Annotated in this window: 17 protein-coding genes; 16 read left to right on the forward strand and 1 reads right to left on the reverse strand. The window is 30.5% G+C overall.

Annotated features, from left to right (window positions below):
• Window positions 1-5 precede the first annotated feature (5 nt).
• The 15 genes from JX000_RS05770 (at window position 6) to holA (ending at window position 11746) form a co-directional block, all read left to right on the forward strand.
• The gene (locus JX000_RS05770) at window positions 6-1241 is read left to right on the forward strand and encodes an NRAMP family divalent metal transporter (protein ID WP_002451835.1); all 1236 of its coding nucleotides are present in this window, start codon (window positions 6-8) and stop codon (window positions 1239-1241) included.
• A 318-nt stretch (window positions 1242-1559) separates the two neighbouring features.
• Complete coding sequence (mtnN, locus tag JX000_RS05775) at window positions 1560-2246, forward strand: 5'-methylthioadenosine/S-adenosylhomocysteine nucleosidase (protein WP_049424299.1); 687 nt, start codon at window positions 1560-1562, stop codon at window positions 2244-2246.
• A 24-nt stretch (window positions 2247-2270) separates the two neighbouring features.
• Window positions 2271-2798 carry a YqeG family HAD IIIA-type phosphatase gene (locus tag JX000_RS05780; RefSeq protein ID WP_049424302.1) on the forward strand — a complete coding sequence of 176 codons (528 nt, stop codon included), beginning with the start codon at window positions 2271-2273 and terminating at the stop codon, window positions 2796-2798.
• The gene (gene yqeH, locus JX000_RS05785) at window positions 2799-3899 is read left to right on the forward strand and encodes a ribosome biogenesis GTPase YqeH (RefSeq protein WP_049424304.1); all 1101 of its coding nucleotides are present in this window, start codon (window positions 2799-2801) and stop codon (window positions 3897-3899) included.
• Window positions 3900-3910: 11 nt separating this feature from the next.
• Entirely contained in the window at window positions 3911-4720 is an 810-nt protein-coding gene (gene aroE, locus JX000_RS05790; protein WP_049424306.1) for a shikimate dehydrogenase, read from the forward strand.
• Window positions 4720-5010: a ribosome assembly RNA-binding protein YhbY gene (gene yhbY / locus JX000_RS05795; protein ID WP_002451840.1), complete on the forward strand. Its 291-nt coding sequence runs from the start codon at window positions 4720-4722 to the stop codon at window positions 5008-5010. Before aroE ends, yhbY begins: the two co-directional genes overlap by 1 nt.
• Window positions 5007-5582, forward strand: coding sequence for a nicotinate-nucleotide adenylyltransferase (locus tag JX000_RS05800; protein ID WP_171970123.1), 576 nt, complete (start codon window positions 5007-5009; stop codon window positions 5580-5582). Before yhbY ends, JX000_RS05800 begins: the two co-directional genes overlap by 4 nt.
• The gene (gene yqeK / locus JX000_RS05805; RefSeq protein ID WP_075778379.1) at window positions 5572-6156 is read left to right on the forward strand and encodes a bis(5'-nucleosyl)-tetraphosphatase (symmetrical) YqeK; all 585 of its coding nucleotides are present in this window, start codon (window positions 5572-5574) and stop codon (window positions 6154-6156) included. Before JX000_RS05800 ends, yqeK begins: the two co-directional genes overlap by 11 nt.
• Complete coding sequence (rsfS, locus tag JX000_RS05810; RefSeq protein WP_002451843.1) at window positions 6157-6510, forward strand: ribosome silencing factor; 354 nt, start codon at window positions 6157-6159, stop codon at window positions 6508-6510.
• Window positions 6511-6512: 2 nt separating this feature from the next.
• Window positions 6513-7235 (forward strand): class I SAM-dependent DNA methyltransferase, encoded by a 723-nt coding sequence (locus JX000_RS05815; RefSeq protein ID WP_107532552.1) that lies wholly within the window; start codon window positions 6513-6515, stop codon window positions 7233-7235.
• 100 nt (window positions 7236-7335) lie between these two features.
• On the forward strand, window positions 7336-7965 hold the full coding sequence (locus JX000_RS05820) for a helix-hairpin-helix domain-containing protein (RefSeq protein WP_481906495.1): 630 nt from the start codon (window positions 7336-7338) through the stop codon (window positions 7963-7965).
• Window positions 7966-8049: 84 nt separating this feature from the next.
• Window positions 8050-8511: a ComE operon protein 2 gene (locus JX000_RS05825; protein WP_002451846.1), complete on the forward strand. Its 462-nt coding sequence runs from the start codon at window positions 8050-8052 to the stop codon at window positions 8509-8511.
• A 130-nt stretch (window positions 8512-8641) separates the two neighbouring features.
• Window positions 8642-10396, forward strand: a complete 1755-nt coding sequence (locus tag JX000_RS05830) for a ComEC/Rec2 family competence protein (protein WP_241005000.1) — start codon at window positions 8642-8644, stop codon at window positions 10394-10396.
• A gap of 8 nt (window positions 10397-10404) precedes the next feature.
• Window positions 10405-10701, forward strand: a complete 297-nt coding sequence (locus tag JX000_RS12120) for a ComEC/Rec2 family competence protein (RefSeq protein WP_232133479.1) — start codon at window positions 10405-10407, stop codon at window positions 10699-10701.
• A 70-nt stretch (window positions 10702-10771) separates the two neighbouring features.
• Entirely contained in the window at window positions 10772-11746 is a 975-nt protein-coding gene (holA, locus tag JX000_RS05835) for a DNA polymerase III subunit delta (protein WP_124227790.1), read from the forward strand.
• Between the two features lie 74 nt (window positions 11747-11820).
• On the opposite strand, the gene rpsT is transcribed toward holA, so the two are convergent.
• Window positions 11821-12072 carry a 30S ribosomal protein S20 gene (rpsT, locus tag JX000_RS05840; protein WP_002451849.1) on the reverse strand — a complete coding sequence of 84 codons (252 nt, stop codon included), beginning with the start codon at window positions 12070-12072 and terminating at the stop codon, window positions 11821-11823.
• A 331-nt stretch (window positions 12073-12403) separates the two neighbouring features.
• Between rpsT and lepA the strand changes: the two genes are divergently transcribed.
• On the forward strand, window positions 12404-14227 hold the full coding sequence (gene lepA, locus JX000_RS05845) for a translation elongation factor 4 (RefSeq protein WP_049424319.1): 1824 nt from the start codon (window positions 12404-12406) through the stop codon (window positions 14225-14227).
• Window positions 14228-14287 lie beyond the last annotated feature (60 nt).

The following is a 14287-nucleotide window of genomic DNA, read 5'->3' on the forward strand; positions in this document are numbered from 1 at the left end:
CTAACATGGGAGAAAAATTAACATCAAACAATAATGGGAAAGCAACATTCACTAGAAATCATAAAAGATTATTGCTAGGATCAGTCTTTTTAATGGCAACGTCAGCAATCGGACCTGCCTTTTTAACTCAAACAGCAGTATTTACTGCACAATTTTATGCTAGTTTCGCGTTTGCGATTTTAATTTCTATATTAATAGATATAGGTGCACAAATTAATATCTGGAGAGTTCTTGTAGTTACTGGCTTAAGAGGACAAGAGGTATCCAATAAAATTGTTCCTGGGCTTGGAACAGTTATCTCTGTTTTAATTGCATTTGGTGGATTAGCATTTAATATTGGTAATATTGCCGGTGCAGGTCTTGGGTTAAACGCTATGTTTGGTATAGATGTAAAATGGGGTGCAGCGATTACTGCTATCTTTTCAATTTTGATTTTTGTTAGTAAAAGTGGTCAAAAAATTATGGATGTAGTATCTATGATTTTAGGTGTCATTATGATATTGATCGTCGCATATGTCATGGTTGTATCTAATCCACCATATGGAGATGCTTTGGTACATACCTTTGCACCTGAACATCCAATCAAATTAATTTTACCTATTATTACATTAGTGGGTGGAACAGTTGGCGGATATATAACATTTGCTGGAGCTCACAGAATTTTGGATTCTGGTATCAAAGGTAAAGAATTTTTACCATTTGTTAACCATTCAGCCATTGCAGGTATTTTAACTACGGGTGTTATGCGTACATTGCTATTCCTAGCAGTATTAGGTGTTGTTGTAACAGGAGTAACGCTTAGTTCTGAAAATCCACCAGCATCAGTGTTCGAACATGCTATAGGACCTATTGGTAAAAATATATTTGGTGTGGTGATTTTTGCAGCAGCAATGTCTTCAGTAATTGGTTCAGCCTATACTAGTGCGACTTTCTTAAAAACGATGCACAAATCACTCTTTAATAAGAATAATTTAATTGTTATCACATTTATTGTTATTTCAACAATTATTTTCTTATTCATCGGTAAACCTGTAAGTTTACTTATTATCGCAGGTGTGATTAATGGTTGGATCTTGCCAATTACACTTTCTGTCATTTTAATTGCAAGTAGAAAAAAATCGATTGTTGGTGATTATAAACACCCAACATGGATGCTAATATTCGGTATTGTAGCTGTAATCGTTACAATTTTAACTGGTATCTTTTCACTACAAGATTTAGCAAGTTTATGGAAAGGTTAAATCATAGTTTTAATTTAATAAAATAATAATAATTAAAGGGCGTTAATACATTGAGGTCCTGATAAAAGTAAATAGGATTATAGATAATTTACAATCCAATGTTAAGAGATTAACTTTGTAAAGTTATTATATAATTCTAGTTTCGAAGAACTGTTTTGATTCAGTTCAAGTGGTTAATTACTTTTTCATATTTCCTCATTGTATTAGCGCTTTATTTTTAATAGTACATAGTGATTTTAATACTCGTAGTGTCGTTGAAATTATGAAAATGTGATAGAATAACTAATGCTAGTATAATATAAGTAAGGTGGGACAATAATGATTGGTATTATTGGTGCAATGGAAGAAGAAGTTGCCATTTTAAAAGATAAATTAGTGAATTTAAGTGAAATTACAGTTGCACATGTTAAATTTTATACAGGGCAACTTAATCATAAAGAGGTTGTCATTACTCAAAGCGGTATAGGTAAAGTCAATGCAGCAATATCAACTACATTACTCATCGAAAAATTTAATCCTAAATTTATTATCAATACAGGTTCTGCTGGTGCATTAGATGAAAGCCTAGAAATTGGAGATGTATTGATCAGTAATGATGTGACTTATCACGATGCTGATGCGACTGCATTTGGATATGCATTAGGACAAATTCCACAAATGCCTGAAAAATATGAAGCTAATCAACAATTATTAAAAGAAACTGTTGAAGTGGTACAACAACAACATTTAAATGCTAAAACAGGCTTGATAGTGAGTGGCGATAACTTTATAGGTAGTGCAGAACAACGTAAATTAATAAAATCTCGTTTTGCAGACGCAATGGCTGTTGAAATGGAAGCAACAGCAATTGCACAAGTATGTTATCAATTTAAAGTTCCTTTTATAATCACAAGAGCGGTATCTGATTTAGCAAATGGTGAAGCGGATATGACTTTTGAGGAATTTTTAGGTAAGGCTGCAGTTTCTTCAAGTGAAATGGTAGAATTATTAGTAAAAAAATTATAATAAATGAGTAAAGGTGACAGACTAATGGGTATTATTAAACATTACTTTATGCCTAATGCATATGTTAAATCAGTTTTCGAAATTAATATCGATAAATTAGCAGATACAGGTGTAAAAGGTATTATTACAGATTTAGATAACACACTAGTAGGTTGGGATGTTGTTGCGCCTACCGAACAAATAAAACAGTGGTTCAAAGAAGCGAGAGAAAAAGGGATTCAAATTACGATCGTTTCAAATAATAATGAACAACGTGTTGGTGAATTTTCAAAAGATTTAAATGTAGATTTTATTTGTAAAGCAAGAAAACCAATGGGTAAAGCATTTAAAAAAGCAATTAAACAAATGAATATAAAGCCGAATGAAACTGTTGTCATTGGTGATCAAATGTTAACTGACGTTTTCGGTGGTAATCGTAATGGTTTATATACAATTATGGTAGTACCTGTTAAAAGAACAGATGGATTTATCACTAAATTTAATCGACTTATTGAAAGAAGATTGTTAAATCACTTTAGAAAAAAAGGTTATATCAAGTGGGAGGAAAATTGATTGAGTGAAGAATTAAAATGTATTGGTTGTGGAGCGCCTTTGCAATCTGAGGATAAGAATGCACCTGGTTATGTTCCAGAACACAATTTATTTAGAGAAGATGTTATCTGTAAACGATGTTTTCGTCTGAAAAATTATAATGATGTTCAAGATGTGGGCATGGATAGTGAAGACTTCTTAAATTTACTAACAGGTTTGTCAGACAAAAGTGGCATAGTAGTAAATGTAGTTGATGTTTTTGATTTTGAGGGTTCATTTATCAATGCCATTAAACGAATTGTAGGTAATAAAAAAATCATCTTAGTTGCTAACAAAATGGATTTACTACCTAAACAGATTAATCACCGTCGCGTAAAAGAGTGGTTGAAACGCGCCGCTAAAAAATATGGACTTGAAGCGGAAGATGTAGTACTTATTTCTGCAGAAAAAGGGCAAGGCATCGAAGACTTATTAGATTCAATCAATAAGTATCGTGATCAAGAAGATGTATATATTGTCGGTACAACTAATGTAGGTAAATCCACATTAATAAATAAACTTATAGAACTAAGTGTGGGTGAAAAAGATGTTGTTACAACATCAAGATTCCCAGGTACTACATTAGATATGATTGATATACCTTTAGATGAAAAATCCTTTATGTTTGATACGCCAGGAATAATACAGTCTCATCAAATGACTCATTTTGTAACTGAAAAAGAATTAAAATTAGTTATGCCTAAAAAAGAAATTAAACAACGTGTATATCAATTAAATGAAGGCCAAACTCTGTTCTTTGGTGGTTTAGCACGAATCGATTATGTCTCAGGTGGTAAAAGACCTTTAGTATGTTTCTTCTCTAATGAACTAAATATACATCGAACTAAAACAGAAAAAGCAAATGAATTATGGAAGAATCATATAGGCGATTTATTAACACCACCGCATGATCCTAGCCAATTTAATATGAGTGAAATGAAAGCTGTTCGTTTAGAAACTGGTAAAGAGAAAAGAGATGTAATGATTTCTGGTTTAGGTTTTATAACGATTGATTCTGGTGCAAAAGTGATTGTTAGAGTCCCTAAAAATGTAGATGTCATCTTAAGAAATTCAATATTATAGGAGGGATAAACGTGAAATTTGCAGTAATTGGAGATCCAATTTCACATTCTTTATCACCGCTAATGCATAATAAAAATTTTGAGTCGTTAGATTTAAAATACACTTATGAAGCAGTTAACATTCCAATTGAAAATTTTAATCATATCAAAGAGATAATTGAATGTAAAAGTTTAGATGGTTTTAATATCACTATTCCACATAAAGAACGTATTATACCTTATTTAGATGAAATTGATCATCAGTCATCATCTGTTGGTGCAGTAAATACTGTATTAATTCGTGACGGTAAATGGATAGGTTATAATACAGATGGGATAGGCTATGTTACGGGCTTAAGACAAGTATACAATGATTTAGAAAATGCTTATATTTTAATATTAGGTGCTGGTGGTGCTAGTAAAGGTATAGCAAACGAACTCAATAAGTTTGTTCAACCTAAACTAACTGTAGCCAATCGTACGATGAAACGTTTTGAGTCATGGGATCTAGATGTCAATCAAATTTCACTCGACCAAGCGGAATCACATTTGGATGAGTTTGATATTATTATCAATACTACTCCTGCAGGAATGGATAATAATCAAGATATACCCATTGATTTAAAATACTTAAACCCAGAAACTTTAGTGAGTGATATTGTATATATACCTTATAAAACGCCTATTTTAATAGCAGCAGAGAAAAAAGGTAATCCAATATATAATGGATTAGATATGTTTGTATATCAAGGGGCAGAAAGTTTTAAAATATGGACTGGATTACAAGCTGATATCAAGACAATGAAAAATTCAGTTTTAAACGAACTAAAAGGAGTTAAATAATGTTAACAGGAAAACAAAAGAGATATTTACGTAGTTTAGCACACAATACTGATCCCACTTTCCAAATTGGTAAAGGTGGTATTAATGAAAATATGGTAAATCAAATTGATGAAACACTTGAAAAACGTGAGCTAATTAAAATACATGTTTTACAAAATAATTTTGATGATAAAAATGAACTTGCGACTACATTAGGAGAAGCTACAAACAGTGAAGTTGTTCAAGTAATCGGGTCTATGATTGTTTTATATAGAGAATCACAGGAAAATAAAGAAATCACGCTACCATAATGTCAAAAAAAATAGTTTTGTATGGTGGACAATTCAACCCGATTCATACTGCTCACATGATGGTAGCAAGTGAAGTCTTTCATAAAATTAAACCTGATGAGTTTTATTTTTTACCTAGTTATATGGCGCCTTTGAAAGACCACAAAGATTTCTTGGAAGCTCCACAACGTCTTAATATGATTGAACTAGCCATTGATACACTGGGTTTTGGTAAAATTAGTTATGAAGAGTTAGAAAGAAAAGGACAAAGTTATACGTATGATACACTTTTATCTCTAACACATTCACAACCCGATTCAGAATTTTATTTCATAATAGGTACAGACCAATATAATCAATTGGATCGTTGGTATAACATTGATGAATTAAAACAATTGATTACGTTTATTGTTGTTAACAGAGAAAAAGAAGTACAACATGTTGAGGATGATATGATATCTATTACAATTCCACGTATGGATATTAGTTCATCAATGATACGAGAACGTATTAAATCAAAACAATCTATTCAAATATTAGTTCCTCAAAGTGTTGAGCATTATATTCGAGAGGAAGGGTTATATGAACATTGAAAATGCTAAGGAATTAGTTAAAGAAAAATTACCTGAAAAACGATATAAACATTCACTTAGAGTAGCCGAAACAGCTGTAAAACTAGCAGAAATATATGATGGAGATAAAGATAAAGCAGAGTTAGCCGGTGTCTTACATGACTACTGTAAATATGATGATTTGAGTACAATGTATCAAGTGGTTAGACAATATGAATTAGAAACTGATTTATTAAGCTATGGTGGCGAAATTCTCCATGGTCCTGTTTGTTCTGCAATAATGGAAAACGATTTTGATGTTAAAGATGAGGAAGTGCTGTTAGCAATCAAATATCACACTACTGGTCGTCAACAAATGACTAAAACAGAGAAATTAGTATTTATTGCTGATTATATTGAACCAGGGCGTAAAACCCCAGGAGTTGAAGAAATAAGAGATATGGCATACAATCAAGGTAGCTTAGATAAAACAATTTACGAAATTTCTAAGCGAACAGTGTTATTTTTAATTCAAAAAGATATTACGGTTTATGGCGCTACGATTGCTTGTTTAAATTATTATAATTATAGTGATGAAAGAATAAAGGATGATTAAATGAACTCAGACAAATTGTTAAATATTGCTGTAGATGCAGCGGAAAACAAAAAAGCAGAAGATATTATTTCTCTTAATATGCAAGGTATTAGTGATATGACAGATTACTTTGTGGTTTGTCATGGAAACAATGAACGCCAAGTTCAATCGATTGCAAAGGCTGTAAAAGAAGCAGTTCATGAACAAGATATTGATGTGAAACGTATGGAAGGCTATCAAGACGCAAGATGGATTCTTCTCGACTTAGCTAATGTAGTTGTACATATTTTCCATAAAGACGAGCGTCCTTATTATAATATTGAGAAATTATATCAAGATGCACCAATTGAATCATACGGTCAGGTTGTTCACTAATTATGTCTCAATATGAAGAAATGAGCCTAGTGTATGATCAACTAACTCAAGATCAACCTTATCATTTATGGTTCGATATAGTTCAATATTATGCACACAATCATCCCAATATACTAGATATAGGTTGTGGAACAGGCACACTTACATGCATGTTAAATGAATTAGGTCATATCAATGGTATGGATATTAGTGCTGATATGTTGGCAATCGCTTCTCAAAAGTCTAATCAAATAACTTGGATAGAGGGCGATATGACTCGCTTTAAATTAGACTACCAATTTGATATCATAACTATATTTTGTGACTCTTTAAACTATTTACCTACTATTGAAGATGTTGAAAATACTTTCATACATGTTCATTCTCATTTGAACAAGGGAGGATTATTAATCTTTGATGTTCATACTGTAGAAAAAATGAACACGCTATTTAATAATCAAAGTTATATCGACGAAACTGAACATGTATATTTAGGTTGGGATGCAATTAAAGGTGATGAACCTTTAAGCGTATATCATCAAATGTCCTTCTTTATTGAACATGAGGATGGATTATATCAACGATTTGATGAAGAACATTACCAAAGAACATTTGAAAAAGATGTATATTTAAATTTATTGGAACAATGTGGTTTCAACGTAATTAAAACGTTTACTGATTTTGATATGAATAATGAAAGTGAACAAGCAGATCGCTTATTTTTTGTAGCTCAAAAACAATTTTAAATAAAGTAAAATCACTCTAGCATACGTTAATTAGTATGAAAGGGTGATTTTTTTGCTGTCTAAATTCAATCAAGTTAAATCATATTTGAGTGATCACAAAATGTATTTTATCATGGGTGCACTCTTCATATTTTTGATGATATTTTATGTTATGAATTCAAATCAATCGGAAGATAAATCAGCTTATATAGAATCTACAACACACAATTATGCTGATAAAGACAATCAAAATGAGAAAAATGGAAATAAAACAACTCCGACTAGTCAAGAAGTAGGAAAAAAAGATAACCAAATTATATATGTAGATATCAAAGGTGCAGTGAAACATCCTAATGTATATAAAATGAATAGTTCAGATAGGATGATCGATATACTGAATAAAGCGCAATTATTAAAAACCGCCGACACAAAGCAACTCAATTTTTCAGAAAAACTCATAGACCAAAAGCTAATATACGTACCTGAAAAAGGGGAAAACAGTGTTCAGCAAGTACAAAGTCAATCTAATCAATTTAATGGTACTGGTAATGTAAATAAAGCACCTATAAATTTAAATTTAGCCACAGAAGAACAATTAATGAAAGTACCTGGCATTGGGCCATCTAAAGCAAAAGAAATCATCGATTATAAAAATCAAAAAGGTTCATTTAATAGCATTGATGATTTGAAAAATATCAAAGGTTTTGGTTCAAAAACATTTGAAAAACTTAAAGAATATTTTACCATATAATGATAAATGCATTTGCAATATCATTTTAAAATGATTAAGCTATAATTACTATTTTAATTATGTACGATGGAGGCAAAGAACATCATGGAGAGAATTAAATGGGAAGAATACTTTATGGCACAAAGCCACTTGTTAGCCTTAAGATCAACTTGTCAAAGATTATCAGTTGGCGCAACTATTGTGAAAGATAATCGTATTATCGCGGGAGGCTACAATGGTTCAGTTGCTGGTGAAGTTCATTGTATAGATGAAGGTTGTTTAATTGAAGATGGACATTGTATTCGTACAATACATGCTGAAATGAATGCATTACTACAATGTGCAAAGCAAGGTGTTTCAACAGAAGGTGCAACAATTTATGTTACACATTTTCCGTGTTTAAATTGCACTAAATCAATTATTCAGGCTGGTATTAAAACTATCTACTATGCTGAAGATTACCATAATCATGAATATGCTATGAAGTTATTAGATCAATCGGGCATAGAGTATAAAAAAATACCATTTTCACCTGAATATGTAGCTCAGTATTTAACACAAGGCTAAATCATTGTTTTATATTGCACTATCTTGTTTAGTAGGGATTCTATGGTTATCTAACCGTATACTCTCTACTTTTATATTATGTTGTCTACTGTTTATACTCATGCGTAAAAATTTATTGAAACGATACGTGTTGAGTGTATTAATATTCTTTATACTAAGTATGGTTATATTAAACACATCAAATGATAAAAAAGACAAAGAAGAACGACATTTAAATAAAAATAGATACATCATTGATATGGTATCTATAATTAAGTTAAATAAAGGATTGGAATCATTTAAGGGTATTCTTAACTGGAAAGGAAACGAATATAAGTTTTTATACAAAGTTAAAGATATTAATAAACCCATGAGTATTGAAAATCAAACATGTTTAATCAAAGGTGAATTCTCATTAAACAATACTTCTCAACCATACATATTTATTAGACAAATCGATTTGAGTAGTTGTCAATCCAACAAACGTTTTTCTTTTATGACGAATTATCAAAGTTATATTCGTGAGCAAATGCAAAACTCTCATAATATTTATTTTGATAGAATGTTAGCCTTGATATCTGGATATACTAGTTCTTTAAATCCAATGTTTATAGAAGATGTAAAGGAAATTGGTATCTATCATTTACTTGCAGTAAGTGGTTCACACGTAGCAGCATTGTTTTACTTGGTATATCAAATTTTTGTTAGATTCAATACACCCACTATTATCATTAAATTAGTACTTCTTATACTTTTACCGCTTTATGCTTTATATACCGATTTTGCTCCAAGTGCAGTTAGAGCTATTTTGGCTGCTATTATTTTACTTTTACTCCCCAGATCATTAAAAATAAATCCACTTGAATTATTGTCTATTGTTTTTATTTTAATGTTTTTTATTAATCCTCAAATAATCTACGATATTGGATTTCAATTTTCATTTCTCATTTCATTATTTCTAATTATTTCATCGCCGTTATTAAAACATTTAACTGGATTAAAGCTTATCGTTGCAGTTACATTTATTGCACAACTAGGTGCCTTACTCATAAGTATTTATCATTTTAATCAAATCCAATGGATTGGCTTAATTTCTAATTTAGTTTTTGTACCATTTTATAGTTTTTTAATATTTCCTTTAGCTATTCTTTTCTTTGTCTTATCACATTTTACAATTCATTTAGATATCTTAAATTCTGTTATTGCTGCTATTTTTAATTTCCATGATGATTTAGTATCTATATTTTTAAAGTTAAAGTATCTAAGAATTTTTGTGCCAGAACTTAGTTCAAATAGCTTGTTATTGATTTTGATATTCACATTTCTGTCTTTGTATTTATTTGTTAAAAAGCATTTTTTTAAAGCGACATTTGTTATCAGTATGGGTATTCTCATTATCATTCATTATACTAGTGATAACGAAGGGCAGTTAACAATGTTTGATGTTGGTCAAGGTGACAGCGTATTATTCCAAACTGATAGTAAACAAAATATTATGATTGATACTGGAGGTAAACGAACAGAAAAACATAAGCAACCTAACTTTAATATTTCGAAATACAAAACGATACCAAGTTTAAAATCAAAAGGTGTTTCTAAAGTCGATTATCTTATAATATCTCATCCTCATCTCGATCACATGGGTGAATTGCCTTATTTAGCATCTCACATTAATATAAAGAACATTGTGTTATTAAAAGACAGTTTTTCTAAAGCAGAATTGTATAATATAGAAAAAATTTGTAAATCCAATCGTATTAATTTAATAGATGTTAATAATTTACATACACTTACTTTAAAAAAAGCAACCCTTCGTTTTATGGATACGTATATAAAAGATAGTGATGATAAAAATGAACAATCTATTGTTATCCTTATATCATATAAACATAAAAAATATTGCTAACCGGTGACATGAGTATTAAAAATGAAGAATTGCTTTTACAACGTTATCAATTACCTAGGATAGATATTTTAAAAGTGGCACACCATGGAAGTAAAACTAGTAGTTCACATAATTTAATTAAATTAATAAAACCAAAAATCAGTCTCATATCGAGTGGAAAAGGTAATAAATATAAACTACCTAATCAAGAAGTGATTCAACGATTACAAGGATTTGGGAGTAAAGTATTGGATACACAAGTGAATGGAGAAATAACAGTTAAATTGAATTCGAATTTAACGATTACTACGAATCAACCTAACTAAATGACTAGAGGTTCATTAATATATCATGATATAATTTCTTAATGTGAACTAATTTGAAAGGGTGTAATATATGTCTGATAATATCGTTACGGTATACGGAGAAGTGGCAGACCTAGTTGAGAAAAAAAGTTCGGAAATAATCAATATATACTTACAGACAGAAAAAGATGACTTTAATTTCATAAAGTTTAATTTATACGAAACAGAAATTACACCAATCATTGAAGAAACTTTGACTATGCCGTTTTTTTCAGACAAAAAGGCAATTTTAGTTAAGAACGCTTACGTATTTACTGGAGAAAAAGTAACTAAAGAATTAAATCAAAATACTGACCAATTAATGGAGTTTCTCGAGAAATATGATGGTGATAATCTTATCATATTTGAAGTTTACCAAAATAAATTAGATGAACGAAAGAAACTGACTAAAACACTTAAAAAAAATGGTCAACTTAAAAAAGTTGAGCAGATGTCTGAAGAGGAAATAAAAAAATGGATACAATCTAAACTTAACGAGAATTTTAAAGATATTAAGCAAGATGCACTTAATATGTTTATTGAATTAACTGGTGTTAATTTTAATATCGTCTCTCAAGAATTAGATAAGCTAATGTTATTTTTAGGTGATAGACCTACAATTAATAAAGATGATGTTAACCAAATTATTAATCGTAGTTTAGAACAAAATGTATTTCTATTAACTGAATATATTCAAAAGCGCCAAAAAAACAAAGCTATTCAATTAGTTAAAGATTTAATAAACATGAAAGAAGAACCAATTAAATTACTAGCTCTTATTACAAGTAACTATAGATTGTATTATCAATGCAAACTTTTAAGTCAAAAAGGCTATAGCGGACAACAAATCGCAAAAACAGTAAATGTTCATCCATATAGGGTTAAGTTAGCATTAGGTCAGGTTCGTCACTATCAATTGGAAGATCTTTTGAATATCATTGATTCTTGTGCTGAAACAGATTATAAACTGAAATCTTCGTATATGGATAAACAACTTATATTAGAATTATTTATTTTATCGTTATAAATAGATGTATTAGTACTTAGATACAAAAATAAAAGCTAGTTCGACCAAACAGGCGAACTAGCTTTTATTTATTATTATTTGTTAGCGCTCATCAATTGTGATTTTACGCGATCAGCTTTGTTTGAGTGGATTAAGTTGCTTTGAGCAGCTTTATCTAATTGCTTAATTGCAAAGCTTACTAATTCATTTTTGTTATCGGCATTTGTCTCAATAGCTGATTTCGCACGTTTAACTGCTGTACGCATAGTATTTTTTTTAGAAATATTACGCTCTTCAGCTGTTTGAGTTGTTTTAACACGTTTAACTGCAGATTTAATGTTTGGCATTACTGTCACCTCCTAAAAGTGAACTAACTTATCAAATTAATTTTATTTGATTACAACAAGAAATATTTTATCAAATGTACTACCTTTGTGCAATCATTTATTTAATACGTATATTAATGAATGAATATCACATTATAGTATTGGAATTAAGTTCGTAACACTTTATAATAAAGTATGCATTAATAATACTTAAACCAATATAAGTATTAGTTTATCAAAGTAATTGATTTATTTAAACGTTTAATTGGAAGTTTGCATTTGCAATTTAAAAACGTTATCATATCAAAGATATACAAATACGGGTTACTAATATGAAAGTGAGAAGGATACAATGGATAAGCAAGAACGTTTTAATAGAAGAGAGAAAATTAGAAATTTCTCCATTATTGCTCATATAGACCACGGTAAATCTACTCTAGCAGATAGAATCCTTGAAAATACCAAATCAGTTGAAACAAGAGATATGCAAGATCAATTGTTAGACTCAATGGATTTAGAAAGAGAACGTGGTATTACAATCAAATTAAATGCTGTACGTTTAAAATACGAAGCTAAAGATGGAGAAACATATACATTCCACTTAATTGATACACCAGGACACGTCGATTTTACATATGAAGTATCTCGTTCATTAGCAGCATGTGAAGGAGCTATTTTAGTTGTAGATGCCGCACAAGGTATAGAAGCACAAACTTTAGCTAATGTTTATTTAGCTTTAGATAATAATTTAGAGCTATTACCTGTAGTTAATAAAATTGACTTGCCAGCTGCTGAACCTGACAGAGTTAAACAAGAATTAGAAGATGTTATTGGTTTAGATCAAGACGATGTTGTACTTGCTAGTGCCAAATCTAATATCGGTATTGAAGAAATTCTTGAAAAGATTGTTGAGGTTGTACCAGCACCAGATGGTGATCCAGATGCACCACTGAAAGCTTTAATTTTCGACTCTGAATATGATCCTTATAGAGGCGTTATTTCATCTATCCGAATAATAGATGGGGTAGTAAAAGCTGGCGATAAGATTAAAATGATGGCTACCGGTAAAGAGTTTGATGTTACTGAGGTCGGAATTAATACTCCTAAGCAATTACCTGTTGATGAATTAACTGTTGGCGATGTTGGTTATATTATTGCTAGTATTAAAAACGTAGATGATTCACGTGTCGGTGATACAATTACACTTGCGAATCGACCTGCAGAACAACCATTACAAGGGTATAAAAAAATGAACCCAATGGTTTATTGTGGACTCTTCCCAATCGATAATAAAAATTATAATGATTTACGTGAAGCACTTGAAAAACTACAATTAAATGATGCTTCATTAGAATTCGAACCTGAGTCATCTCAAGCACTTGGATTTGGTTATAGAACTGGATTTTTAGGTATGTTACACATGGAAATAATTCAAGAAAGAATCGAAAGAGAATTTGGAATTGAATTGATTGCGACAGCACCATCAGTAATTTACCAATGTATCTTAAAAGATGGATCAGAAGTTACAGTAGATAACCCAGCGCAAATGCCTGAACGTGATAGAATCGAAAAAATATACGAACCGTACGTTCGTGCAACTATGATGGTGCCGAACGATTATGTTGGTGCCGTTATGGAGCTATGTCAACGTAAGCGTGGACAATTCGTTAATATGGACTATTTAGATGACATTCGAGTTAACATTGTCTATGAAATTCCACTATCTGAAGTAGTATTTGATTTCTTTGATCAACTTAAATCCAATACAAAAGGGTATGCTTCATTTGACTATGAATTCATTGAAAATAAAGAAAGTGACCTAGTTAAAATGGACATATTGCTTAATGGTGAAAAAGTAGATGCATTAAGCTTCATCGTGCATAAAGATTTTGCTTACGATCGAGGAAAAGCATTAGTTGAAAAACTTAAAACATTAATCCCAAGACAGCAATTTGAAGTTCCAGTACAAGCAGCTATTGGTCAAAAAATTGTTGCACGAACAAATATTAAATCTATGGGTAAAAATGTACTTTCTAAATGTTATGGTGGAGATATTAGCCGTAAACGTAAATTATTAGAAAAACAAAAAGCTGGTAAAGCAAAAATGAAAGCTGTAGGTAACGTAGAAATTCCACAAGATGCATTCCTTGCAGTACTAAAAATGGACGAAGAATAATTTTGAAATAGTAATACACTTAATTAAATGTGTGTTGGATATAAAAGCTAAACAGTTGAA

Origin of the sequence: Staphylococcus sp. SB1-57 (assembly GCF_017086425.1) — a bacterium.
GTDB lineage: Bacteria > Bacillota > Bacilli > Staphylococcales > Staphylococcaceae > Staphylococcus > Staphylococcus warneri_A.

Bases quoted from the DNA above. Each gene is read 5' to 3' on its own strand.
- JX000_RS12120 (WP_232133479.1), top strand. From the start codon at position 10,405: ATGAGTATTAAAAATGAAGAATTGCTTTTACAACGTTATCAATTACCT.
- yhbY (WP_002451840.1), top strand. From the start codon at position 4,720: ATGTTAACAGGAAAACAAAAGAGATATTTACGTAGTTTAGCACACAAT.
- JX000_RS05815 (WP_107532552.1), top strand. From the start codon at position 6,513: ATGTCTCAATATGAAGAAATGAGCCTAGTGTATGATCAACTAACTCAA.
- holA (WP_124227790.1), top strand. From the start codon at position 10,772: ATGTCTGATAATATCGTTACGGTATACGGAGAAGTGGCAGACCTAGTT.
- rpsT (WP_002451849.1), bottom strand. From the start codon at position 12,072: ATGCCAAACATTAAATCTGCAGTTAAACGTGTTAAAACAACTCAAACA.
- JX000_RS05820 (WP_481906495.1), top strand. From the start codon at position 7,336: ATGTATTTTATCATGGGTGCACTCTTCATATTTTTGATGATATTTTAT.
- yqeK (WP_075778379.1), top strand. From the start codon at position 5,572: ATGAACATTGAAAATGCTAAGGAATTAGTTAAAGAAAAATTACCTGAA.
- rsfS (WP_002451843.1), top strand. From the start codon at position 6,157: ATGAACTCAGACAAATTGTTAAATATTGCTGTAGATGCAGCGGAAAAC.
- JX000_RS05825 (WP_002451846.1), top strand. From the start codon at position 8,050: ATGGAGAGAATTAAATGGGAAGAATACTTTATGGCACAAAGCCACTTG.
- JX000_RS05780 (WP_049424302.1), top strand. From the start codon at position 2,271: ATGGGTATTATTAAACATTACTTTATGCCTAATGCATATGTTAAATCA.
- JX000_RS05770 (WP_002451835.1), top strand. From the start codon at position 6: ATGGGAGAAAAATTAACATCAAACAATAATGGGAAAGCAACATTCACT.
- lepA (WP_049424319.1), top strand. From the start codon at position 12,404: ATGGATAAGCAAGAACGTTTTAATAGAAGAGAGAAAATTAGAAATTTC.
- mtnN (WP_049424299.1), top strand. From the start codon at position 1,560: ATGATTGGTATTATTGGTGCAATGGAAGAAGAAGTTGCCATTTTAAAA.